The sequence below is a fragment of the Bacillus sp. FSL W8-0640 genome, from assembly GCF_038007725.1.
GTDB classification, from domain to species: domain Bacteria; phylum Bacillota; class Bacilli; order Bacillales; family Bacillaceae_G; genus Bacillus_A; species Bacillus_A cereus.
This window is the reverse complement of sequence record NZ_JBBOXT010000001.1, coordinates 1,187,065-1,210,434: the sequence shown is the minus strand read 5'-3', so window position 1 is coordinate 1,210,434 and position 23,370 is coordinate 1,187,065. Positions and strand designations below refer to the sequence as shown.

Below are 23,370 nucleotides of genomic sequence, written 5' to 3'. Positions count from 1 at the left end.
TTTAGTTCACCCTTTCTAATTTTTCGTTGCTTGCTGCAATTAATAAGTTTAATTTGGTTAATGCTTTTCCAGAATCGATGCTATGTGCCGCGAGTTTAATTCCTTCTTCAATCGTTTCCGTTTTTCCATTTGCGAAAAGAGCTAGACCTGCATTTAATAAAACGGTATCGCGGTAAACACTCTTTTCTCCGCTCAATACGCCGACTGTAATCTTTGCATTTTCTTTCGAATCCCCGCCTCTAATCTCTTCATTGTTCACTATTGAGAAACCGTATTTCTCAGGTTCAATACTCGTTTCAACTATTTCATTATCTTTTAAAATGACAACGTGATTTTCCCCTTGTAATGATGCTTCATCTAAAAAACCACTTCCATTTACGACAAGCGCTTGTTTCCGGCCTAACTTTTGTAATACTTGTGCAACTGGTAATAACATATCTCGTTTATAAATACCGACAAATTGTGTTTCTAAATTCACTGGATTTGTTAAAGGGCCAATTAAGTTAAAGATCGTCGGTACGTTTAATTCTTTTCTTATTTTCATAATGCGCCTTAGTGCTGGATGCATCGCTGGTGCAAATAAAAATGCAATACCTACATGCTCTAGTAAATAATCAATTTCGCTTGGCGTACTGCTAATATTTACACCGAGTTCTTCTAATAAGTCTGCACTTCCTGTTTTACTAGAAACAGCACGATTACCATGTTTTGCAACCTTTACACCTGCTCCTGCCAGTACGAATGCTGATGTTGTGCTAATATTAAACGTTTGAGCACCATCGCCACCCGTCCCGCAATTATCCATTGCTCCTTGTATATGGTTCGAAAACGGCAATGCCTTTTCGCGAAGAGCTCGAACGAGACCGTATATTTCTTCTGCAGTTTCACCTTTCGCTTTCAGTAAGACTAAGAAAGCTGCAATTTCACTTTCTAATATGTTTTCACTTAATAAAAGTAATCCTGCTTTATACATTTCCTCTTCTGTTAAATGTTGACCCTCAACTAATTTACGAAGATAGTTATTCATACTCTTTCCTCCTCTTTTACTTCTGTTAAAAAGGCACGTATTAACTTTCCGCCTTCTTCTGTTGCGATTGATTCCGGATGAAACTGTAATCCGAAGAGCGGATAATAATTGTGACGGACTGCCATTATTTCTCCGTCGTCCATCGCTGTCGCTAATATGTCAAAACACTCTGGCAAGCTCGTTTGCTCTGCAACAAGGGAATGATAGCGCATCGCCGTTAGCGGCTGTGTAGCGTATGAAAAGATTGACATTCCGTTATGTTTCACACGCGATGTTTTTCCATGTTTAATACGTTCTGCTCTAACAATGTCTCCTCCAAATGCAGCTATGATCGCTTGGTGGCCAAGACAAATCCCTAATATAGGAACGTTCTTATAAAAATGACGGATGACGTCGATACAAACGCCAGCATCCTCTGGTTTTCCTGGTCCTGGTGAAAGTACAATTCCTCTTGGATTCATCTCTTCTAACTGTTCTATCGTTATTTCATCATTTCTTACAACTACAATTTCTTCTTCATGTTCGCCTAACAGTTGATACAAGTTATATGTGAACGAATCGTAATTATCGATAAGTACAATCATTTCATTACCTCCAAAAGCGCTCTCGCTTTATTTAATGTTTCTTCATATTCAGCTACTGGATCTGAATCGTAAACGACTCCTGCTCCTGCCTGAACGTATGCTTTTTCATCCTTTACGACCATCGTTCGAATAGCGAGCGCCATATCAAGATTTCCTGAAAAACTAACGTATCCAACTGCACCAGCGTATACATTTCTTTTTTCATTCTCTAGTTCATTTATAATTTCCATCGCTCTAATTTTCGGAGCTCCAGAAACCGTCCCTGCTGGTAAGCAATACGCTAACGCATCAAATCCGCCCATTTGTTTTCGCAATGTTCCGTAAACTTCAGATACAATGTGCATAACGTGAGAATATTTTTCTACTTTCATATATTTATCTATCGTAACCGAGCCGATTTCGCTCACTCTACCAATATCGTTTCGCCCAAGATCTACAAGCATCATATGCTCTGCTCGCTCTTTCTCATTGCCTAACAGTTCTTTTGCGATTTCCTCGTCTTCCCTCTTCGTTTTCCCCCTCGGCCTTGTACCAGCAATTGGATTCGTCATCACTTTATCCTCCCTTACTGATAGTAAACTTTCCGGCGAAGAACCGAGTACAACATAATCTTGAAAATCGATATAGAACATATATGGTGATGGATTTGCAATTCGAAGTTTTCGGTATAACCCGAATGGATCCCCAATACATTCACTTTGTAAACGCTGTGATAGTACGACTTGGAATATGTCTCCCGCTCTTATATATTCTTTCGCCATTTCTACCATCTCACAAAACTCTTTTTCCGTTATAGAAGAAGTGAATGATAATGTGGATTGTATTGTATTTACTTCAGCTTCTTCTCCTTGTAGCACTTCCTCTTTGTATACTCGTAGCCTTTCGTATACTTCCTCATAATCTGTTGAATCATCTTCCCTGCATACATATACAAACGACAACTTTTGGCGTAAATGATCGTAAACGATAAACTCACGATATAGTAAAAGGTGTACTTCCGGAATATTTAATGGGTCGTGTAAATCCGCTCCAATGTTTTCATACTGTCGAATGACATCATATCCAATATAACCAACTGCTCCTCCGCAAAATGGAAATGGACTGTCTACTTGTGATGGTACGATTACTTCTTCTAACACTTGCAGTACGTTACCTTGTAACTTTTCTGCCCGGCCGTAAATCGTTCGTTCTACTTCCGTACCAACGCTTTTCACTTCTCCATAAGGATTACATCCTAAGTAAGAATAACGCCCTTTATCTTGATGAAGCTGTGAACTTTCTAATAAGAATTTCTTCTTCCCTTTCATACGTCTATATAAAGAAATTGGCGTAATGCTATCTCCTTCTTCTTCAGTGATTACTAAAAATGTCTTTCTCTCTCTTTTTTGTTTTATAAATTCTTCTTTCGTCATCATGTCCTTCACCTCACCCTGAAAAATAAAAAAGTCCCCTACATATCGAAAATATGTAGAGGACGATAAATATACCGCGGTACCACCTCGTGTTGGATGCAAAAGCATCCCGCTTTGTTCAGGTACAAATTTTATACCTTATCCTTGTAACGGCGGAACCCGGGTTGCCTACTAAAAATAATTGTTCAGCATACCTCTCGTAAGCCCATTCCGTATATGGCACCGTACCGGGCTCCCACCTATTCCCGGCTCTCTGTAACGTCTCCAATATACGTACTCTTCTTACTTAAACGATTTCATTTATTTAATTTTTTATACACAAAAAGGGAGTACTCATCCTATAGAAAGGACGGGTACTCCCGTGGTGCCACCTTAATTCGTTACAAATGTAACGCACTTTACCGTATCAAAAACAATACGTGTCTCTTGTATCGATGAGATCATGTCGCCAAAGCCTACTTCTTTCGTTTCGGTTTGGAAGCTCCGAAGCCCATTCCACATCAATTCCATACTGATTCGCACCAACCATCAGCTCTCTGACATGTTCATCATGTGTACTCTTCTTCATCAACGCTTGCATTTTTTTAAGTTGCACTCATTATAGACCTGACTTTTTTCACAAGTCAATACTTTTTTAAAAATTTTATTTTTCTTTCCTTTCAATATTATATTGACAAAACAACCTCTTTTTATGTAAATATAATAAATACTCTATTAAAAATAAGGTTTTTTGTATGAATATTATATATTAAAAAAGTAAAATGACATCAAAAAACGCTTACATTTCTGAAAATTCGTATTTCTATATGGATTTTTCAGAATAATCATGATAGATTATAAAGTGAAACTTTAATCAGTAGAGGGTGTTCATCCCCACTGATTATTAGTTGAATCAATCGGGCATTAACGGACAGTTGATCTCCCACCTAACTTCCTTGCCCAGCCAATTTTAAGGTGGGAGTTTTGCTGCCCGTTAATGCGGGATAAATATGCATAACGCATCAAAAGACCTGACAAAAGAAAGGGGAACTACATGAGTACGCAGATGTTAACTTTAACTTCTATCTCTATTTACATGCTCGGGATGTTAGTAATCGGCTATTTCGCCTACAAACGAACGTCCAACTTAACAGATTATATGCTTGGCGGGCGTACACTAGGCCCCGCAGTAACAGCATTAAGTGCTGGAGCATCCGATATGAGTGGTTGGCTTTTAATGGGATTACCCGGTGCAATGTTTAGCGTTGGATTAAGTAGTAGTTGGATTGCGATCGGCCTAACACTAGGCGCATACGCAAACTGGCTTTATGTCGCTCCTCGCTTACGTACCTACTCAGAAATTGCAAACAACTCTATTACTATTCCAGAATTTTTGGAACACCGTTTCCACGACAAATCTCATATGCTACGCTTAGTATCTGGACTTGTTATTATGATTTTCTTTACTTTTTATGTAGCTTCAGGATTAGTTTCAGGCGCTGTATTATTTGAAAATTCATTTGGCATGAACTATCATGTTGGATTATTCATTGTTGCAGGCGTTGTTGTCGCTTACACATTATTTGGTGGTTTCTTAGCAGTAAGTTGGACAGACTTCGTACAAGGAATCATTATGGTGGTCGCTCTTATTCTTGTTCCTATCGTAACAATTATGAATTCGAACGGACTTGGACCTGCATTTGATACAATTCGATCTGTAGATCCAACACGTCTAGATATTTTTAAAGGTGCCTCTACTTTAGGAATGATTTCTCTATTCGCATGGGGCCTTGGTTATGTCGGACAACCTCATATTATCGTACGCTTTATGGCAATTTCTTCTGTAAAAGAACTTAAAAGTGCACGAAGAATTGGTATGAGCTGGATGATTTTCTCTGTTGTTGGAGCTATGTTTACTGGTCTTATTGGTATTGCTTACTATTCACAACAAGAGTTGACATTATCTAATCCAGAGACAATTTTCCTTGAACTTGGGAAAATTTTATTCCATCCACTTATTACTGGATTTTTATTAGCAGCCATTCTAGCAGCGATTATGAGTACAATTTCATCACAGCTACTCGTTACTTCTAGTGCTGTAACTGAAGATTTATATCGTACATTCTTCAAACGTTCTGCATCTGATAAAGAACTTGTATTTGTCGGTCGTATGGCTGTACTTGTTATTGCATTAGTTGGGTGCGCATTAGCGTTTAAACAAAATGATACGATTTTAGCTCTTGTTGGATACGCTTGGGCTGGATTTGGTTCTTCATTCGGACCTGCTATTTTATTAAGCTTATATTGGAAACGTATGACGAAGTGGGGCGCACTTGCCGGTATGATTTCTGGTGCCGCTACTGTTATTATATGGACTCAATTCAAATTCTTAAAAGATTTCTTATATGAAATGATTCCAGGTTTCGCTATTAGTTTACTAGCCATCGTAATTGTTAGTTTACTAACACAACCTTCAAAAGAAGTTAAAGAGCAATTTGAGGATTTCGAAAAACAACATCGTCATAATTTATAAAAAAATCTCTGCTGTTATCATAACAGCAGAGATTTTTTACAGTTCGACAATCTTTTTATCAAATTTAACAAATTCTTTATGTTTCGTTAAATTTAACATAACACTACTCCTTTATAGTATGAGTATCAGCACTTATACAGAAAGGGGACTCCAACATGTTAGCAGCTTTCCAGCAACAACAAACACGAAAATTTTCACCTATCACAAATACTTCTGCGTCTTGTTTAAACATGCAACCTAACCCGCCTAAAATTTCAATTGCTCCTTCTGTTATTTCAGTCATCGGTGTTCATATGGAAAAACATAAATTAAAAATAAAAACGGGACAAAACATTGTGTTATCAGCTTCCATTTTACCAATACAAGCAACGAATAAAGAGCTTATTTGGTCAAATATGAATTCTGATATCATCACCATATATCCAAAAGGTGACACCGTGACGATTACTGGAAAAAGTGCAGGTAAAGCAGTCGTAATTGTCACAACTGCTGAAGGCAAATTTCGTGACCTATGTGTCATTCATGTACAACCTTATATGACAAATCCAAAGTAAAAGAGTGGCTTCGTAGCCACTCTTTTACTTGATTTCAATATTTTAGTTTTTACTTTTTACAAGGTTAATAAAAAAAGATGAAGATTTATCTTGTTTATGATGGTTGAAATTCGAAATTGCCTGCTCTTCTGTATAAAAATTTGATGTAACTTCTTTCCCTGCTTCATCTATACTATGTTGCCTAACGCATCCTTTTAATACAAAATAACATTTTAACGGAACATTTCCTTGTCTTAGGAGCACTGTTCCTTTTTTATATTCTTCAATTTGTAATTCACTGAGAATCATTTGCTGCTCTTCTTCACTTAGTGTTGTAAATCTATTCATATACTTCTTTAATATCTCTTCCATTTTCTTCCCCCTTCTACGCCCGTATTTCTATAAAACAAAAAGAGAAGTATCACAACTTCTCTTTTCTCCCCTAACACTATAATTCCTGTGTATACACTGGCTCATTTACGACATTTTTTGCTGTTCGCTTTTGTTGCTGCAGTAAGAAAACAGATACACCAAACAATACGAGCATGCTACCGATAATTTGCATTGCATTTAATTTTTCTCCAAGTAAGAAGAACGCAAGTATAGATGCTCCAACAGGTTCTCCTAAAATACTCATTGAAATTGTCGTTGCATTTACATAATTTAATAGCCAGTTATTAATTACATGTGACACTGTCGGCACAACCGCAAGTAAAAGAAAAACAGTCCAATCCCACTTCGTATAACCTGTAAAGGGTACTTGTAATATAACATTATAAATCCCCATAAAAAGACCTGCGAACGCAAAGACTGTAAAGCTATAAATCCAGTGCGATACTTTCTTCACTGTCGTTTGCCCGATAAATAAATAACCGACAACCGCTATTACACTTAGAAAGGATAATATGTCACCATAAATTGCTTGCTTACTTAAACCTAAATCTCCCCAACCAATGCACATTACTCCTAAAATAGCGATTCCCATCGTTGCAATGGCTGAATATGTTGTTCTTTCTTTAAATAGAAAAAAACCTCCAACTAAAGATACGATTGGTTGAAGTGCCAAAATAATTGTTGAACTAGCAACTGTTGTATGCTTTAAAGATTCAAACCATAAAAGAAAATGAAGTGCTAAAAAGAAACCAGATCCAATTAAAAAGCCCCAATCTTTCATTTGAATCCTATTAAATTCCTCTCTTTTTTTCCATACGATAGGCAGCATAATAAGTACGATAATCCATAAGCGGTACATACTTAATATTGAAGATGGTGCTGAGGACATCTTTACAAAAACTGCTGCAAAGGAAATGGCAATTATAGAAATTGCTAATGGTAGTGCGATTGATTTTTCTTGTTTCAAATCCTGTCTCCCCTCTCACCTGTCAAAAATCCCACTTCATTATATCCGTTTTCTTTCGCAACTTAAATACTAATTTTTTAGATTCTTCGTACCATTATGGTAAAATAGAAATTAAGGCACCAATTAGTGAATATTTCTTTCCTTTTCACTACAAGCGTCGCTCTTACAATCGTTACAGTAAATTTTTATTTAGGGGGATCTACATGAGTCAAACAATAGGGAGAATTGAAGAAATTTCATTTTATAGCGCATCACTTCAAGAAGATGTTACACTTCTCGTTTATTTACCAGTAAATTACACACCACTGCACAAACATACAGTTGTAATTGCACAAGATGGTAGAGATTATTTTCAGCTTGGTAAAGCGCACCGTGTAATTGAGCGCCTTCGTGAAACCGAAGAAATTGACCGTACAATTATTGTCGGTATTCCATATAAAAATGTACATGATCGTAAAGAAAAATATTTCCCAAATGAAGTAAAAAATGCTGCATATATTCGTTTCCTTGCTCATGAACTTGCACCATATATTGATGAAAATTATCCAACGTACCAAATGGGAAAAGGTCGTGTTTTAATTGGTGATTCTCTTGGCGGAACAGTTTCCTTTATGACTGCACTTATGTATCCGCATACATTCGGTAAAGTCGTTATGCAATCACCATTTGTGGATGAGACAGTGATGAACTTAGCAAAAGAATTCAAAGATCCACAGGCGTTAGAACTGTATCACGTCATCGGTACAGAAGAAACGGCTGTAAAGCGTACTGATGGACAAGTATCTGATTTCGTAGGGCCGAACCGTGAGTTAAATACACTTCTTACAGATAGAAACTTCATCACGCATTATGAGGAATTTGAAGGCAATCATACTTGGAAATATTGGCAGACTGATTTACCGAAAGCCTTCTCTCATATTCTATCAATGAAATAATAGAGAGCAGTATTCAGAATAATTTGATATAATAGATAAAGAGATTTATTTATCTCAAAATCTAACTAGACTTACAAAGGGAGGAATTGGAACATGAAATTAGGCATTGTAATTTTTCCATCTAAAATGATTCAAGATAAAGCGAACGGATTGCGTAAACGTTATGACCCGCACTACGCATTAGTTCCGCCACATATTACATTGAAAACACCCTTTGAGGCGCAAGATGAACAATTAGAGTCGATTGTAAACGAGTTACATACAATCGCAAGTAAAACGAACCCTTTCACCCTTCATGTTGGGAAAGTTGGTTCATTCGCACCTGTTAATAACGTCCTTTACTTTAAAGTAGAAAAAACACCTGAACTTACTTTCTTAAATGAAGAAATGCATAGCGGGTTATTCACGCAAGAACGCGAATATGCTTTCGTACCTCATTTAACAATCGGACAAGGCTTATCAGATGCAGAGCATGCTGATGTGTTGGGCCGATTACGTATGAAAGATTTCTATTACGAACAACCAATTGATCGTTTCCATCTTCTATATCAATTAGAAAATGGAACATGGACTGTACACGAAACATTCCGTCTTGGAAAGGGGAACAACTAATTTGCACGCACAGATTGTACAAACGGACGAACAACTAAGAGATGCATTCTCTGTACGTAAACAAGTGTTTGTAAATGAACAACGTGTCTCTGCTGAAGAAGAGTACGATGAGTTTGAAGAAACTTCAACACACGTTGTTATATATGACAATGATGTTCCAGTTGGTGCTGGACGTTTTCGCATCCTTGATGGTATAGGAAAAATGGAACGCATTTGCGTGCTAAATTCCCATCGCAAAAAAGGGATTGGAAAAATTGTTATGGATTCTCTTGAAGCGTATGCAAAAGAAAATTCGCTACCAAAATTGAAACTTCACGCTCAAACACATGCCGAAGATTTCTATAAAAAACTTGGATATGTAACAAGTTCTGATGTATTTATGGAAGCGAATATCCCGCACGTCGTAATGATAAAAGAATTGTAATTTGAAAGCAGGAGGTGATCCCTCCTGTTTTTTTACATTGCTATTTTCTTTTTCTTCCGCTAAAGTTAAATGTTGATGCTATAGTTTTGAAGGTGAACATATGACACAAGAAAAATTTTCACAAAAATCGTTAACACACGCTGATATTCCGCGTGCGACATATCATATTCCGAAAACATCTACCCATTTAATTATGGAAGAAGATGTAGATGCGGCTTATTTCCGCGCTCTTGAACAACAAAATGTTTTTTTAAACGAAAAACAATTAGAAGCCGTGCGCACAACAGAAGGTCCTGTTCTTACACTAGCTGGTGCCGGAAGCGGGAAAACATCTGTTTTAACAACTCGCGTTGGTTATTTAGTAAATGTAAAACAAGTTCATCCACGAAATATTTTATTACTTACATTTACACAAAAAGCAGCTGAAGAAATACGAAGTCGTGTTGCGAAGTTACCAGGTATGAATCATGCAGCAAGTAGCTACGTAGTTGCTGGTACATTCCACTCTGTTTTCTTAAAATTACTTCGTAGTCAAGGTTATAATCAGCAAATTTTAGCAAATGAAAAACATAAACAAATTATGATAAAGAAAATCTTAAAAGAATTGCGTTTAAAAGACGATTATGATGCTGAAACGATGCTCGCGATGATTTCACTTGAGAAAAACAAATTAAATCGTCCGAAAGATGTAAAAGCGAAAACACCAGTCGAACAAGAATTTAAAGAAGTATACGAACGTTTTGAAGAGGTAAAACAAAGATACAATTATATTGATTTCGATGACATCTTATTGGAAACATATTATATGTTAGAAAATAATGCTCCTTTACTAACTCAATTACAACAACGTTTTCACTACATTGAAGTAGATGAGTTTCAAGATACATCGTATGCACAATATGAAATCGTAAAATTGTTAGCCACGCCAAGAAATAATTTATTTATCGCAGGTGATGACGACCAGGCGATATACGGCTGGCGAGGAGCAAGTCACCAAATTATTTTATCTTTTCCAAAAGAATTTGATAACACAACAATCATTGCACTAAATACGAATTATCGATCCAATCCCTTTATCGTCGGGCTTGGAAATGAAGTTATAAAATTAAATCAAGAACGTTTTGATAAAGAGCTATACTCTGTTCGTGAGGAAGGTGTACAACCTTTTTATGCAAGACCTGCTACGACTCTTGATGAAGCAAATCAAATTTTGCAGCTTATTCAAGAAAAAGTAGAGAGTGGTGAACGTAACTTTAAAGATTTTTGTTTACTGTATCGCACACATTCTGTAAGTCGTTCGTTACTTGATCAGCTTACCATTCATAAAATCCCGTTTATTAAACACGGAGCGAGCCAATCATTTTATGAACATTCTTTAATTAAGCCTGTATTAGATCATTTAAGACTCGTGATTGAGCCGTTTCGACTAGAATCACTTTCAAACATATTGCCGACGATGTATATCGGACGTGATGATTGTATTTCATTTATTGAACGTGAACAATGGAAATATGGTGAGGGGCGCTTCCCTTCTCTTCTTCATTTCTTACTATTAAATCCAAGCTTAAAACCTTTTCAAGTGAAAAAGGTAAATGAGCGCATCGATTTTATTAAGTTTATTAAAGAATTAGAACCGAAAAAAGCATTAAAAGAAATCATTCATGGTAAAGGAAAATATTTAGAGTACTTACAAAGTAACGATCGTTCTTCCTTTACAATGCATAAAGACATACAAGAAGAAATGTTGGAAGAATTAATGGAGTCTGCAACTCGTTTCACCGATATTCCAGCTTATTTACAATTTATCGACGAGGCGATTCAAGGTCAAAAAGAAATGGAAGCATTAAAAACAATGCCGCAAAAAGATGCCGTTTCACTTATGTCAATTCATAACGCAAAAGGCCTTGAATTTCCATGTGTCTTTTTACTTGGAGCGAGTGATGGAATCCTGCCTCATACTTCTTCTTTAAAAGATGCAAATGATCGTGTTACGGAAACTTCTGAAGCGTTAGAAGAAGAACGCCGATTACTTTATGTTGCCATTACACGTGCGAAAGAAGAACTTTACATTTCTTCTCCGCAATTTTTCAGAGGAAAGAAATTAGATATATCTCGTTTTTTATATACTGTGCGAAAAGATTTACCTGAAAAGACATCCACTAAATAAGGATGTCTTTTTTTATATCACGTTATGTACATCCCTCCTATATAAATTCCTTGTTTTTATCGTGAGAATTAACGTAATATCAGCCATATCCCACTCATATTGTAATAGTGTATGTCAGAACTCACGAGAAGGAGTGAACATAATGAGCTGCAATTGTAATGAAGATCATCAACATGAGTGTGATTTCAACTGTGTATCGAATGTTGTTCGTTTTATACATGAACTACAAGAATGTGCCACGACAACATGTGGATCTGGTTGCGAAGTTCCATTTTTAGGTGCACATAACAATGCATCAGTAGCGAATACACGTCCTTTTATTTTATACACAAAAACTGGAGAACCTTTTGAAGCATTTGCACCATCTTCAAGCCTTACTAGCTGCCGATCTCCTATTTTCCGCGTAGAAAGTATAGATGATGATGACTGTGCTGTATTGCGTGTATTAACTGTAGTTTTAGGTGATGGTACCGCTGTACCACCTGGTGACGACCCAATCTGTACGTTTTTAGCTGTACCAAATGCAAGACTAATATCAACCTCCACTTGCATTACTGTTGATTTAAGTTGCTTCTGCGCTATTCAATGCTTACGTGATGTTTCTATTTAAAACTAAATAATGAGTTAAGCATGGATTGGGTGGCAGAGTATTCTGCCACCCAATCCATGCTTAAAGAGTATTCTTATGTAAATTTCTTAAAATTGGGAACTTGTCTAGAACATAGAACCTGTCCTTTTCATTAACTGAAAGTAGAAACAGATAAAGGAGTGAAAAACATGTTCTCTTCTGATTGCGAATTTACTAAAATCGATTGTGAGGCGAAGCCAGCTAGTACACTACCTGCCTTTGGTTTTGCTTTCAACGCGTCTGCACCTCAGTTTGCTTCACTATTTACACCACTATTATTACCTAGCGTAAGTCCAAACCCAAATATTACTGTTCCTGTAATAAATGATACAGTAAGTGTCGGAGATGGCATTCGAATTCTACGAGCTGGTATTTATCAAATCAGTTATACATTAACAATTAGTCTTGATAACTCACCTGTTGCACCAGAAGCTGGTCGTTTCTTCTTATCATTAAATACACCAGCTAATATTATTCCTGGATCAGGTACAGCAGTTCGTTCTAACGTTATTGGTACTGGTGAAGTAGACGTATCCAGCGGTGTTATTCTTATTAACTTAAATCCTGGTGACTTAATTCAAATTGTGCCAGTTCAGTTAATTGGAACTGTAGACATTCGTGCTGCAGCATTAACAGTTGCACAAATTAGCTAGTAAAAAGCGGTATTTCTAATACAGAAATACCGCTTTTTATATATAATAAAAAACACTCACAGTAGCATGAGTGTTTCATTCTTCATATTGTTTTATTGTGTTCTTCTTTTTCCCACAATTGCATCCCTTTTTCTTCACAAATCCTTGTTGTTGTAATTGTTCTTGATATGCCTGTTGTTGTGCTTGGTGTTGTTGCTGTATATGATACCACTGCTGCAGGTCATATGAATTCTGCCTTGGATTATTGCTCACAGCAAACATCTCCTCTACTGTCAATTCTGTCTATTTACTATATGAACAACTCTTTATTTCCGTTCCCTCATTCTTTTAAACTCCGCTTTTTCTCGTATTATGAAAATATATTATTCTCCCATAAAATATCCTGTAATTGTTTCAATGATGGCTGCCGCTCCTGCAATAGCTAATAATGCAAGTAACGGTTCTGCAACGATAGGGATCCAATTATATAAGACTAATAAAAAAGCACTAACCCATACACCTGTACACCAATAACAGCTTAATAATTCGCCAATCCACTTTCTTAATCCATTACCTTTCACTTTTGTAAACGTTGATACACTTCCATCCGGCTCCGTAATCTCTAATTCATCAATAAATGGTCTTCGCAAAAAGGCTGTAATTTTATCATAAACAATTAAACGAGTGAGCCTAAAAGCAGCTAACGCAAAAATAAAAAATAAAAGCCAGCTTGTAAACAGCATAATTCCACCTACCCTTATCCTCTTTCGCCTATTTAAAAAAAAAGGTCTTGAGATTGTGACCAAATCTCCTCGACTCCAATATCTTATTAATGTAAATACAAACAAGAAGATAAGGAGTGACATTAATGAGTTGTAACGAAAATAAACACCATGGCTCTTCTCATTGTGTAGTTGACGTTGTAAAATTCATCAATGAATTACAAGATTGTTCTACAACAACATGTGGATCTGGTTGTGAAATCCCATTTTTAGGTGCACACAATACTGCATCAGTAGCAAATACACGCCCTTTTATTTTATACACAAAAACTGGAGAACCTTTTGAAGCATTTGCACCATCTTCAAGCCTTACTAGCTGCCGATCTCCAATTTTCCGTGTGGAAAGTGTAGATGATGATAGCTGTGCTGTGCTACGTGTATTAACTGTAGTATTAGGTGACGGTACTCCGGTACCACCTGGTGACGATCCAATTTGTACGTTTTTAGCTGTACCAAATGCAAGATTAATATCTACAACTACTTGCATTACTGTTGATTTAAGCTGTTTCTGTGCGATTCAATGCTTACGCGACGTTTCTATCGTAAAGTAAACTAAAAAACTATTGGGGTGGTAGAAGCTTTCTACCACCTTTACATATTTAAAAACCGGCCATACTAATCGATTGGATATCATCTATAGACAACCTAATATCTCTCATACTATTTTGCGGCATAATAGATACAATGCCATTACGATACGATATGATCGATCCAACATATGAGACTGTAGCTGTTTTTATTCTGCATCTTACTTTTGGAATGTAATGAGGACGGTTTAGTAAAAAATGAATTTTTTCATCATTATTCATATCCTTAAATGATTTATTATACGGGACAGTTCTTACTGGTTCTGGTTCTTGCTCTTCTTGTTCTGCGTGTTCTTCTTTTTCTTCTTCTATTTTTTCTTCCACTTGCTGCTCTTCTTGTTGTTCTTGTTCTATTACCTCTTCCACAGCACTACTTACAATATTTTCTTGTCTATTACTTTTCTCTTTTTGATCTTCATTTTCAAAGTTTGTCAGGATAATCCTTTTGATTTTCGGTGCAGCAAGTTCTAAACTTACTTGCGTGATATATAACAACGGTTTTCCAACTGTTGAACTTTTATTTTTATTCTTCACACTCGTCCCTCCCACTTCCATACGTAGCTAAATAAATCGTGTACTATTATAGTTATATTCATCACGTGGTAAGAACTTTCGTTAAAAATCGTTCTTTCTAAGAACAAATAAAAAGGACAATCTCAGCATTTAGAGATTGTCCTTTAAAAATTAATATTATATTTATCCTAGGATATGATACCCTGAATCAACATGAATGTTTTCTCCTGTTACACCGCGTGCTAAATCACTGAATAGGAATACTGCTGTATCGCCAACTTCTTCTTGCGTTGTTGTACGACGAAGTGGTGCGCGCTCCTCAATTTCTCTTAAGATTGAGTTGAAATCGCCTACACCTTTTGCAGATAACGTACGAATTGGTCCTGCAGAAATAGCGTTAACACGAATACCGTGTTGACCTAAATCGTTCGCTAAATATTTCACGCTCGCTTCTAATGAAGCTTTCGCAACACCCATAACGTTATAATTTTTCACAACGCGCTCGCCGCCAAGGTATGTTAATGTTAAAATATTTCCGCCTTCTGTCATTACTTTCTTCGCTTCTCTTGCTACAGCTGTTAAAGAGAATGCGCTAATATTTTGTGCAAGTAAAAATCCATCGCGAGAAGTATCTACAAATTCACCTTTTAAGTCATCGCGATTTGCAAAAGCAATACAATGTGCTACACCGTGAATAGTACCTACTTCTTGTTTAATTGTTTCAAAGCAAGCTGTAAGTTCCTCATCATTCGTTACATCACAAGGTAATACAAGTGATTCTTGTCCTTCTAATGTGTCCGCTAATTCACGAACGTTTCTTTCTAAACGTTCTCCTGCATATGTGAATATTAATTTTGCACCTGCATTATGCAAAGAGCGAGCTATTCCCCATGCAATACTTCTTTGGTTCGCAACGCCCATAACAACAAATGTTTTCCCTTGTAATAGTTCCATGATATATCCTCCCAGAAATACTTATACTTGTTATTAGTACCTGATACTATAATTATAGTACCATAAAACCGCTTAAAGGCAAACAAAAAAGTCATTAACAGAAATTTGTTAATGACTTTTGGTTTCTATAAAAAACCGCTCTAATCCTTCTTCCCAAGACGGCATTTGTGAAAAACCATTTAATCTTAGCATGTTATGTTGAAAAATAGAATATTTGGGCCTCGCAGCCGCAGCCCCGAATTCTTCCGTTGAAACAGGTAATACATTCACTTTCATATTGGCGTACGAAAATATCTTTTGTGCAAATTCAAACCAAGAGCATGAACCTCTGTTTGATACGTGGTATGTACCGTATAAAGAAGTATGAATGAGCTTATTAATAACCATATTCAAATCCGCCACATACGTAGGAGAGCCAACTTGATCCGCTACAACAGATATTTCATCTCTTTCTTTTCCTAATCGCATCATCGTTTTCACAAAATTATTCCCATATTTACCATATAGCCACGATGTGCGAACGATAAAATATTTATTATGTAACTCTTTGACGAACTGCTCCCCCGCATACTTAGAGGCCCCATATATATTTATCGGCGCTGGACTATGAAATTCGTCGTATCCATCTGGTCTGGCACCTTGAAATACATAATCAGTACTAATATAAACTAGCTTCGCCCCTACTAATTGTGAAGCAACCGCTACATTTCGAGCTCCGATTGCATTTATTCTATACGCAAAATCCTGTTCTTTCTCCGCATGATCTACTTTCGTATAGGCAGCACAATGAATAATTATATGTGGTTTTATTTCTTGTACCACTTGTTGTATTCGGGATATATTTGTCACATCTAATAACTTTTTATCAAATGGATATATATCATATTCTTCAGAGTCTAACTCTTCAAATAGTTGCTTTCCTAATTGACCGTTTGCTCCTGTTATGATAACCCTCTCTTTCATTTAACATGCCCCTTACTAATCTTTTAGTGGTTTCCACCATTCCTTATTCTTTTCATACCATTTCACCGTCTCTTGTAATCCTTGTTCAAACGTGTATTTCGGTTCCCAATCAAATTCATTCTTCATTTTCTCTGCATCAATCGCATAACGACGATCGTGCCCTAAACGATCTGTAACATATTCAATGTCTTTTTTTGTTTTTCCTAAAAGAGTAATAATTTGTTCCACAACTTCTACATTTGTTTTTTCATTATTTCCACCTATATTATATACTTCTCCTACACGTCCCTTATGCAGAACAACATCAATCGCACTGCAATGATCCGTTACATGTAACCAATCTCTTACATTTAAACCATCACCATATAGCGGTAGTTTTTTTCCTTCTAGTGCATTCGTAACCATTAATGGAATTAATTTTTCAGGATACTGGTACGGTCCATAATTGTTAGAACAACGCGTTACTATAACCGGTAATTGATATGTTTTATAGTAAGATAGAGCTATCATGTCCGCGCTCGCCTTACTTGAAGAATATGGACTATTTGGAGCTAACGGTGTTTTCTCTGTAAACTTCCCTGTTTTTCCTAAAGAGCCATACACTTCATCCGTTGACACTTGCACAAGTTTTATATGCGAATATTTTTTAACTAGTTCTAATAAAGTGACCGTTCCAATTACATTTGTATCATAAAAAGGAATCGGATTTTCAATACTACGATCCACATGTGATTCAGCTGCAAAATTTACAATCACTTGTACGTCTCGCTCTTTTATAACGTGTTCTAATAGCTCTCCATTTTGAATTTCTCCTTTTACAAAAGAGTAATTCGGGTGATCCTGAAGAGATTTTACGTTATTTAAATTCCCGCTATATGTTAAGGCATCGTAATTAATAATTTTATATGTTTCATAACTTTGTAGCATGTAATGAACGAAATTACTTCCAATAAATCCAGCCCCACCTGTCACTAATATATTCATAAACAACGCTCCTACTTAAAAACTATCTTCATATTCCTCTAATAATGGTAATATCTGATCCTTATCGGACAATATAGGATCGGTTACTGGCCAAGGAATTGCTAAATCTTTATCTTCCCAAAGTAATCCTGAGTCATGCTCTGCGCTATAATATTCATCTACTTTATACATAACGATAGTATGCGGAACAAGCGTGCAAAATCCATGCGCAAACCCTTTTGGCACTAGTAATTGCCGATGGTTATCTGCACTTAAAATATATCCTTTCCATTGTTTAAATGTTGGTGATTTTTTTCGTAAATCAACGATAACATCATAAATTGCCCCTTGCATAACTTGAATGAGTTTCGTTTGTGCTTTCGGTTTTTTTTGAAAGTGTAGTCCCCGAATCGTTCCTGCCTTAGCCGAATAAGATACGTTATCCTGTACAAATGAATACGTTATCCCTAATGTTTCTAGCACCTGCTTATTATAACTCTCTGAAAAAAAGCCACGCTCGTCTCCAAACAACCTCGGTTCTAACAATTTTGCATCGGTAAAATTTGTTTCTACAACTTTCATATTCTCACCTATTCTCCGTTAAACTGTTTCCCAAAATTAATATCACGCGCTAACGTATTCGCCTTTTGAAGCGAAGCATGAGTTCCCGCATCAGTCCACCAGCCGCTCATTTCATTATAAGTAAGTACCCCTCGTTTTAAATACCAATTATTTATATCTGTAATTTCAAGTTCTCCCCGTGCAGAAGGTTTTAATTCTTTAATATAAGAAAAGACTTTCGAATCATACAAATAAATTCCCGTAACCGCATAAGAACTTTTCGGCTCTTTCGGCTTTTCTTCAATTTCAACTATTTTTCGGTTTTGAATATGTGCTACGCCAAATCTTTCGGGATCTTCTACAGATTGCAATAGCACTTTCGCACCTTCTTTTTGATTTGCAAACTCTTCAACATACGGAAGAATATCATCTGAAAAAATATTATCCCCTAATATAACTACCATACGATCATTCCCGACGAAATCTTCACAAAGCCCTAACGCCTGTGCGATCCCGCCCGCTTTATCTTGCACACGATACGTAAAGGACACTCCAAATTCATGACCACTCCCTAAAAAGCTAACAACATCCCCCATATGCTCTTTACCCGTAATAATCATAATATCTGTAATATCGCATTGTTTTAGCTTATATACCGCATGATAAATCATCGGATACCGACCAACAGGAAGTAAATGTTTATTCGTTACTTTCGTTATTGGATATAATCTCGATCCAGTACCACCTGCTAAAATAATTCCTTTCACTTTTCATCTCTCCTTTATGATGGAGATAATATATCTTTGTAATGTTCTACAAACACTTTCCGGTACTTCTCATATGTATCCGCATCAAACTCATCCCCGTTGTAATGAATACACCATAAATTTGCTTGATTTGGGATACCAATTAAATAACCAGCCCTTTGAAACTCTAAAGACTGTGACACATCATAAAAGTGAAACCCTTGAAACAAATCTTCTCGCCACGGAATATCATACTGCGTTGCCATGAATAAACCATCAATTGCCTGAACTGACAAAAATGGTTGATTACCATAAAAAACCTGATCTAAATTTAATAATTGATAATTCCGTCTTCTATACTCAATCACTTTCCCTACTAAATTTTTTCCTTCCCACCATATCCCGTTATTCGGTAAAAACTGAGCCCCAGCGACTCCTATTAAACCAAGCTTTTCATTTTCTTTAAAAAGAGATATAAGTGTAGAAAACATGTCTCGATTAATAAGATATGTATCTTGATGTATATACACTTTGTATTTCGCTGGATATGAAAGGGCTCGGTTGTATGCACTTGCCATACTTTGCGCATCTCGTATCGGAAAAATTTGCACGACATAACCAGAGGGAACAAAAATGTTTCTTATTTGGCTCTCACATTGTTTGAAAAGCTCCTCATTATTTACACAAACAACGACTAATATTGTATGATCTTTCATTTTTGTCCCCCCTTTTATTCTTCCTTATTTACATCTGACATATAGTGTTCCACAAATATTTTCCGATACTTTTCATAGTTCGTCATATTCACATCAAAATGATAATGGATACACCAAGCATCGCGCTGTACAGGTACACCGACTGTATATCCTGCTTTTTTAAATTCAAATGATTGAGATACATCATAAAAATCAAATCCGTCAAATAAGTCTTCTCGCCACGGAACATCATATTGTGTCGCCATTAATAAACCATCAATACATTCTACAGGAATAAATGTTTTTGATTCATGATACGGTTGTTCTAAACTTGCCATATAAAACAAATCATTCATATAACCAATGACTTTTCCTACAATTCCACGCCCTTCGTTCCATACGCCAGTCGGAGGAACATATTGCGCTCCAACCATCCCAATCATCCCAAGGTTTTCATGTTCCTCAAATAATTGAAGTAATCCGTATAAAAAAGCCCTATTTATAATAAAAACATCTTGATGTAAATACACTTTATACTTCGCTGGATGCGAAATGGCTTGATTGTATCCACTCGTCATACTTTTCGCATTTCGAATCGGCATAAATTGGACAATATACCCTGGCGGTACTAACAATTGCAATATATGTCGCACGCAGTTTGCATACAATTTCCGATCATTTATGCATGTAACAAATAATATTGTTTTGTCTGCAGCACTCATAATTGTGATTTTTCAGCTTCAATAATATACTGAAATACAACTGTCTCAGCCATGAAGCCACTTCCAAGACGATATTTTTTACAAATTCCATATAACTCCTCAATAAGCGGCTCATACATTTTATGATCAACATATACACGATCTACTTTACTAATTGAATATCCTGCTTTTAAAAACATTCTTAGCATTTCATTGAATGTAAAGAAACGAATATGTGTTTTATCTAATAAACCATATTCTGTATACGTCCAATTTCCAGCAAGTAAGGGAGCTAATACTGAAATATGAGCAACGTTTGGTATACTTGCTAAAATCACACCATTTTGCTTTATATATGGCTTAACCTTTTCAATCACAGCCCACGGATCAAATAAATGCTCTAATACATCCCCAAATAGGACGCAATCAAATTGCCCCTCCTCATAAGGAAGATCTATTTTTTCTATATCCCCTAAAATAACATGATCTAGTCTTTCCTTCGCTTTTTCTGCCGCCTCTGGAAATGCCTCTATTCCTGATACACGTGTACCGTTTTCTTTAATAGCTGCTCCCAATGCACCGCTCGAGCAACCAATATCAAGAACTTCTTTCCATTCCTTTTTTATATGCTTTAATAAATTCGGATTCGCTGCATTATAATAATGCTCGGATTTTTCTTCATATAAAGAACTTTTTTCGCGATTCATTTCACACACTCCTTATGCAAATTGAATTAGAAATATAAATCTCATATGAATTCTATAAAGTGCAGATTTTGTTCATCCCCCAATGATTATTAGCCCGCAAATAGCAGTATAAAATCTTTTATTTATATTGGTTACGTTACTGATACTCTAATATATAACCAATCTATTAGAGTTAGAATAGCGATAAATCATTTCTAAAAAACGAAACCTATTACACTTTATATGGTTTATCAAAAACTCCCCGAAAATATTTACGGTTATATTCAATTGCAGCATTATTCGGAACATAAGAAGCTGCTAATTCATTGTAATAATACGCTTTATCCTGCTCCCCTAACCTGCTATAACAAATACACATTTGTAAATAGGGTAGCCATGTGTAGCTAGCTGGACTATGGAAAGGACTTTCCGTTGCCATTGGTACTTCCGTAGCAAGTTTAAACCAAAATATCGCTTCATTATATTTTTCTTGTTCCATATATATATATCCTATTCTTGTACAATTCTCTCCTCTAGGGACGTCATACCGAAACGACTTCACACAAGATTCGATTGCCTTCTCCCACATTCCTAGCTTTGCATAGCAATCTCCTAACTTACCACATGCATAAATTTTCTCTTCATACCATCCTTCGTCTTGATTAAGAAATGTTTCATATAGAAGAACTGCATCATCATATTTTTGGTTATCCGTAGATTCATTTGCGTAATAAAATAAATCTCTCGGACTTAATTCTTCACCTGCCGCTACAGTATTTTGAAAAATTTTCAAATTACGATTTGTTACTTTTTTTTCTTTTTTATGTGTAATAGCAACATTACTACTAAAAACCTCACCAGAAATAGCTAAATACTCATGAACCTTTCCAAACCATTGAAATTGTTTTTCACGCTTTACAAGTCGATTTCTTTTTGTACAGTATAAAGGTTTCCCGTTAGAATCCATTGCAAGATGATAAGGCATCGAAACAGCATCAATTTTAGGATCTAATTCTCTTTTTAAAAGTTTCAATGCTTCTTGAGCATCTTCTAATAAGACATCATCTGCATCTAGCCACAATATATACTCTTGCGTCGCTTTTGAAAAAGAAAAATTTCTTGCTGCTGCAAAATCATCAATCCACTGGAAATCATATATGTTAGAAGTGTATTTCTCTACGATTTCTTTCGTTCGATCGACGGAACCTGTATCAACTACTATAATTTCATCCACAATTTTTTCAACTGTTTCTAAACAACGGGCTATTGTCTCCTCCTCATCTCGAACAATCATACATAAACTAATTGTAATTCCTTGCTTGTTCAACATAATCACCCTCTTCCAAATCAATCATATGTTATACATATACTAAACTTTCCATTTTTTTAAATTGTTCAAGTAGTTTAAGATTTCTTTTCAATAATTCAAATGTCCGTGTCATTTTCTTTCGGTTTTGCATCTACTATATAATGAACGCTTTATGGAGGTGAATTTATGTCAAATAATAATTATTCAAATGGATTAAATCCCGATGAATCTTTATCAGCTAGTGCATTTGACCCTAATCTTGTAGGACCTACATTACCACCGATACCACCGTTTACCCTTCCGACTGGGCCGACCGGGCCGACTGGACCTACGGGGCCTACGGGGCCGACTGTACCTACCGGGCCAACTGGACCGACTGGGCCAACTGGACCTACGGGACCTACAGGACCTACAGGACCGACTGGTGGCACTGGGACTACTGGACCTACGGGGCCGACTGGTGGCACTGGGACTACTGGACCTACGGGGCCGACTGGTGACACTGGGGCTACTGGACCTACGGGGCCGACTGGTGGCACTGGGACTACTGGACCTACGGGGCCGACTGGTGACACTGGGGCTACTGGACCTACAGGGCCGACTGGTGACACTGGGGCTACTGGACCTACGGGGCCGACTGGGGCTACTGGACCGACTGGACCGACTGGACCATCTGGACTAGGGCTTCCAGCAGGATTGTATGCATTTAACTCCGCTGGGATTTCTTTGGATATTGGACTTAATGCTCCAGTACCATTTAATACTGTTGGATCTCAGTTTGGTACAGCAATTTCTCAATTAGATCCTGATACTTTCGTAATTAGTCAAACTGGATTCTATAAAATTACCGTTATCGTATACACTGCAGCAGTAAGTCTATTAGGAGGACTTACAATCCAAGTAAATGGGGTATCTGTTCCAGGTACTGGGGCCACTTTAATCTCAGTTGGAGCACCTATCGTTGTTCAAGCAATTACGCAAATTACGACAACTCCATCATTAATTGAAGTAATCGTTACAGGGCTTGGGCTATCATTAGCTGTTGGTACAAATGCATCTATTATTATTGAAAAAATCGCTTAAT

At 36.6% G+C, this 23,370-nt stretch carries 26 protein-coding genes, 1 pseudogene and 2 other annotated features; of the genes and pseudogenes, 10 read left to right on the top strand and 17 right to left on the bottom strand.

Annotation, left to right across the window (positions count from 1 at the left end; genetic code table 11):
- Position 1: 1 nt before the first annotated feature.
- The 3 genes from trpD to trpE are packed head-to-tail and all read right to left on the bottom strand — an operon-like array spanning position 2 to position 3,026.
- Complete coding sequence (trpD, locus tag N2V80_RS06310; RefSeq protein ID WP_030024037.1) at positions 2–1,027, bottom strand: anthranilate phosphoribosyltransferase; 1,026 nt, start codon at positions 1,025–1,027, stop codon at positions 2–4.
- Complete coding sequence (locus tag N2V80_RS06305; RefSeq protein WP_025967017.1) at positions 1,024–1,611, bottom strand: aminodeoxychorismate/anthranilate synthase component II; 588 nt, start codon at positions 1,609–1,611, stop codon at positions 1,024–1,026. Before N2V80_RS06305 ends, trpD begins: the two co-directional genes overlap by 4 nt.
- Positions 1,608–3,026 carry an anthranilate synthase component I gene (trpE, locus tag N2V80_RS06300; protein WP_061654710.1) on the bottom strand — a complete coding sequence of 473 codons (1,419 nt, stop codon included), beginning with the start codon at positions 3,024–3,026 and terminating at the stop codon, positions 1,608–1,610. Before trpE ends, N2V80_RS06305 begins: the two co-directional genes overlap by 4 nt.
- Positions 3,027–3,078: 52 nt before the next feature.
- Positions 3,079–3,323: a binding site (T-box leader), on the bottom strand.
- Between the two features lie 42 nt (positions 3,324–3,365).
- Positions 3,366–3,603: a binding site (T-box leader), on the bottom strand.
- A gap of 453 nt (positions 3,604–4,056) precedes the next feature.
- Between trpE and putP the strand changes: the two genes are divergently transcribed.
- Together putP and N2V80_RS06290 are read left to right on the top strand one after the other, a co-directional pair.
- The gene (putP, locus tag N2V80_RS06295; RefSeq protein ID WP_000107211.1) at positions 4,057–5,535 is read left to right on the top strand and encodes a sodium/proline symporter PutP; all 1,479 of its coding nucleotides are present in this window, start codon (positions 4,057–4,059) and stop codon (positions 5,533–5,535) included.
- Positions 5,536–5,690: 155 nt separating this feature from the next.
- A complete protein-coding gene (locus tag N2V80_RS06290) occupies positions 5,691–6,089 on the top strand; it encodes an Ig-like domain-containing protein (RefSeq protein ID WP_000878734.1) in 399 nt (132 codons plus the stop codon).
- Between the two features lie 78 nt (positions 6,090–6,167).
- Here N2V80_RS06290 and N2V80_RS06285 read toward each other — a convergent pair.
- Together N2V80_RS06285 and N2V80_RS06280 are read right to left on the bottom strand one after the other, a co-directional pair.
- Positions 6,168–6,440: pseudogene (locus tag N2V80_RS06285) on the bottom strand (Crp/Fnr family transcriptional regulator); the annotation flags it as partial.
- Between the two features lie 76 nt (positions 6,441–6,516).
- Positions 6,517–7,428 (bottom strand): DMT family transporter, encoded by a 912-nt coding sequence (locus tag N2V80_RS06280; RefSeq protein WP_000806939.1) that lies wholly within the window; start codon positions 7,426–7,428, stop codon positions 6,517–6,519.
- 203 nt (positions 7,429–7,631) lie between these two features.
- Here N2V80_RS06280 and N2V80_RS06275 point away from each other — a divergent pair, with 203 nt between their 5' ends.
- The 6 genes from N2V80_RS06275 (at position 7,632) to exsF (ending at position 12,847) form a co-directional block, all read left to right on the top strand.
- The gene (locus N2V80_RS06275) at positions 7,632–8,363 is read left to right on the top strand and encodes an alpha/beta hydrolase (protein WP_000084013.1); all 732 of its coding nucleotides are present in this window, start codon (positions 7,632–7,634) and stop codon (positions 8,361–8,363) included.
- A gap of 93 nt (positions 8,364–8,456) precedes the next feature.
- Positions 8,457–8,975, top strand: coding sequence for a YjcG family protein (locus N2V80_RS06270; protein WP_000765863.1), 519 nt, complete (start codon positions 8,457–8,459; stop codon positions 8,973–8,975).
- Position 8,976: 1 nt separating this feature from the next.
- The gene (locus tag N2V80_RS06265; RefSeq protein WP_000543295.1) at positions 8,977–9,399 is read left to right on the top strand and encodes a GNAT family N-acetyltransferase; all 423 of its coding nucleotides are present in this window, start codon (positions 8,977–8,979) and stop codon (positions 9,397–9,399) included.
- A gap of 100 nt (positions 9,400–9,499) precedes the next feature.
- Complete coding sequence (locus N2V80_RS06260; protein WP_000191204.1) at positions 9,500–11,566, top strand: ATP-dependent helicase; 2,067 nt, start codon at positions 9,500–9,502, stop codon at positions 11,564–11,566.
- Between the two features lie 142 nt (positions 11,567–11,708).
- Entirely contained in the window at positions 11,709–12,176 is a 468-nt protein-coding gene (gene cotY / locus N2V80_RS06255; protein ID WP_001277719.1) for a spore coat protein CotY, read from the top strand.
- 167 nt (positions 12,177–12,343) lie between these two features.
- Positions 12,344–12,847, top strand: a complete 504-nt coding sequence (gene exsF, locus N2V80_RS06250; RefSeq protein ID WP_000492939.1) for an exosporium protein ExsF — start codon at positions 12,344–12,346, stop codon at positions 12,845–12,847.
- Positions 12,848–12,922: 75 nt separating this feature from the next.
- Here the strand turns inward: exsF and N2V80_RS06245 are convergent, their stop codons facing one another.
- Both N2V80_RS06245 and N2V80_RS06240 read right to left on the bottom strand, forming a co-directional pair.
- Positions 12,923–13,108: a hypothetical protein gene (locus N2V80_RS06245; protein ID WP_029948404.1), complete on the bottom strand. Its 186-nt coding sequence runs from the start codon at positions 13,106–13,108 to the stop codon at positions 12,923–12,925.
- Positions 13,109–13,209: 101 nt separating this feature from the next.
- Entirely contained in the window at positions 13,210–13,569 is a 360-nt protein-coding gene (locus N2V80_RS06240) for a DUF1360 domain-containing protein (protein WP_000899664.1), read from the bottom strand.
- A gap of 125 nt (positions 13,570–13,694) precedes the next feature.
- Between N2V80_RS06240 and exsY the strand changes: the two genes are divergently transcribed.
- A complete protein-coding gene (gene exsY / locus N2V80_RS06235) occupies positions 13,695–14,159 on the top strand; it encodes an exosporium assembly protein ExsY (protein WP_001277743.1) in 465 nt (154 codons plus the stop codon).
- A 48-nt stretch (positions 14,160–14,207) separates the two neighbouring features.
- Here the strand turns inward: exsY and N2V80_RS06230 are convergent, their stop codons facing one another.
- From N2V80_RS06230 to N2V80_RS06185, 10 genes are all read right to left on the bottom strand, one after another.
- Positions 14,208–14,750, bottom strand: coding sequence for a spore coat CotO family protein (locus tag N2V80_RS06230; RefSeq protein ID WP_080451010.1), 543 nt, complete (start codon positions 14,748–14,750; stop codon positions 14,208–14,210).
- 141 nt (positions 14,751–14,891) lie between these two features.
- A complete protein-coding gene (fabI, locus tag N2V80_RS06225) occupies positions 14,892–15,662 on the bottom strand; it encodes an enoyl-ACP reductase FabI (protein ID WP_000421886.1) in 771 nt (256 codons plus the stop codon).
- 108 nt (positions 15,663–15,770) lie between these two features.
- Positions 15,771–16,625 carry a dTDP-4-dehydrorhamnose reductase gene (gene rfbD / locus N2V80_RS06220; protein ID WP_000664647.1) on the bottom strand — a complete coding sequence of 285 codons (855 nt, stop codon included), beginning with the start codon at positions 16,623–16,625 and terminating at the stop codon, positions 15,771–15,773.
- Between the two features lie 15 nt (positions 16,626–16,640).
- Positions 16,641–17,609, bottom strand: a complete 969-nt coding sequence (rfbB, locus tag N2V80_RS06215; RefSeq protein ID WP_001024170.1) for a dTDP-glucose 4,6-dehydratase — start codon at positions 17,607–17,609, stop codon at positions 16,641–16,643.
- Positions 17,610–17,624: 15 nt separating this feature from the next.
- Positions 17,625–18,170, bottom strand: a complete 546-nt coding sequence (gene rfbC / locus N2V80_RS06210) for a dTDP-4-dehydrorhamnose 3,5-epimerase (RefSeq protein WP_000869415.1) — start codon at positions 18,168–18,170, stop codon at positions 17,625–17,627.
- An 8-nt stretch (positions 18,171–18,178) separates the two neighbouring features.
- Positions 18,179–18,916: a sugar phosphate nucleotidyltransferase gene (locus N2V80_RS06205; RefSeq protein ID WP_000676160.1), complete on the bottom strand. Its 738-nt coding sequence runs from the start codon at positions 18,914–18,916 to the stop codon at positions 18,179–18,181.
- Between the two features lie 14 nt (positions 18,917–18,930).
- Positions 18,931–19,611, bottom strand: coding sequence for a glycosyltransferase family protein (locus N2V80_RS06200; protein WP_000651529.1), 681 nt, complete (start codon positions 19,609–19,611; stop codon positions 18,931–18,933).
- A 14-nt stretch (positions 19,612–19,625) separates the two neighbouring features.
- A complete protein-coding gene (locus N2V80_RS06195) occupies positions 19,626–20,312 on the bottom strand; it encodes a glycosyltransferase family protein (RefSeq protein WP_001271187.1) in 687 nt (228 codons plus the stop codon).
- The gene (locus N2V80_RS06190) at positions 20,309–20,998 is read right to left on the bottom strand and encodes a class I SAM-dependent methyltransferase (RefSeq protein WP_001078432.1); all 690 of its coding nucleotides are present in this window, start codon (positions 20,996–20,998) and stop codon (positions 20,309–20,311) included. The genes N2V80_RS06195 and N2V80_RS06190 overlap by 4 nt, the downstream gene beginning before the upstream one ends.
- A gap of 211 nt (positions 20,999–21,209) precedes the next feature.
- Positions 21,210–22,307: a glycosyltransferase gene (locus N2V80_RS06185; RefSeq protein WP_000932913.1), complete on the bottom strand. Its 1,098-nt coding sequence runs from the start codon at positions 22,305–22,307 to the stop codon at positions 21,210–21,212.
- Between the two features lie 165 nt (positions 22,308–22,472).
- Between N2V80_RS06185 and N2V80_RS06180 the strand changes: the two genes are divergently transcribed.
- Positions 22,473–23,369 (top strand): BclA C-terminal domain-containing protein, encoded by an 897-nt coding sequence (locus N2V80_RS06180; RefSeq protein ID WP_061139696.1) that lies wholly within the window; start codon positions 22,473–22,475, stop codon positions 23,367–23,369.
- The last annotated feature ends 1 nt before the right edge of the window (position 23,370 follow it).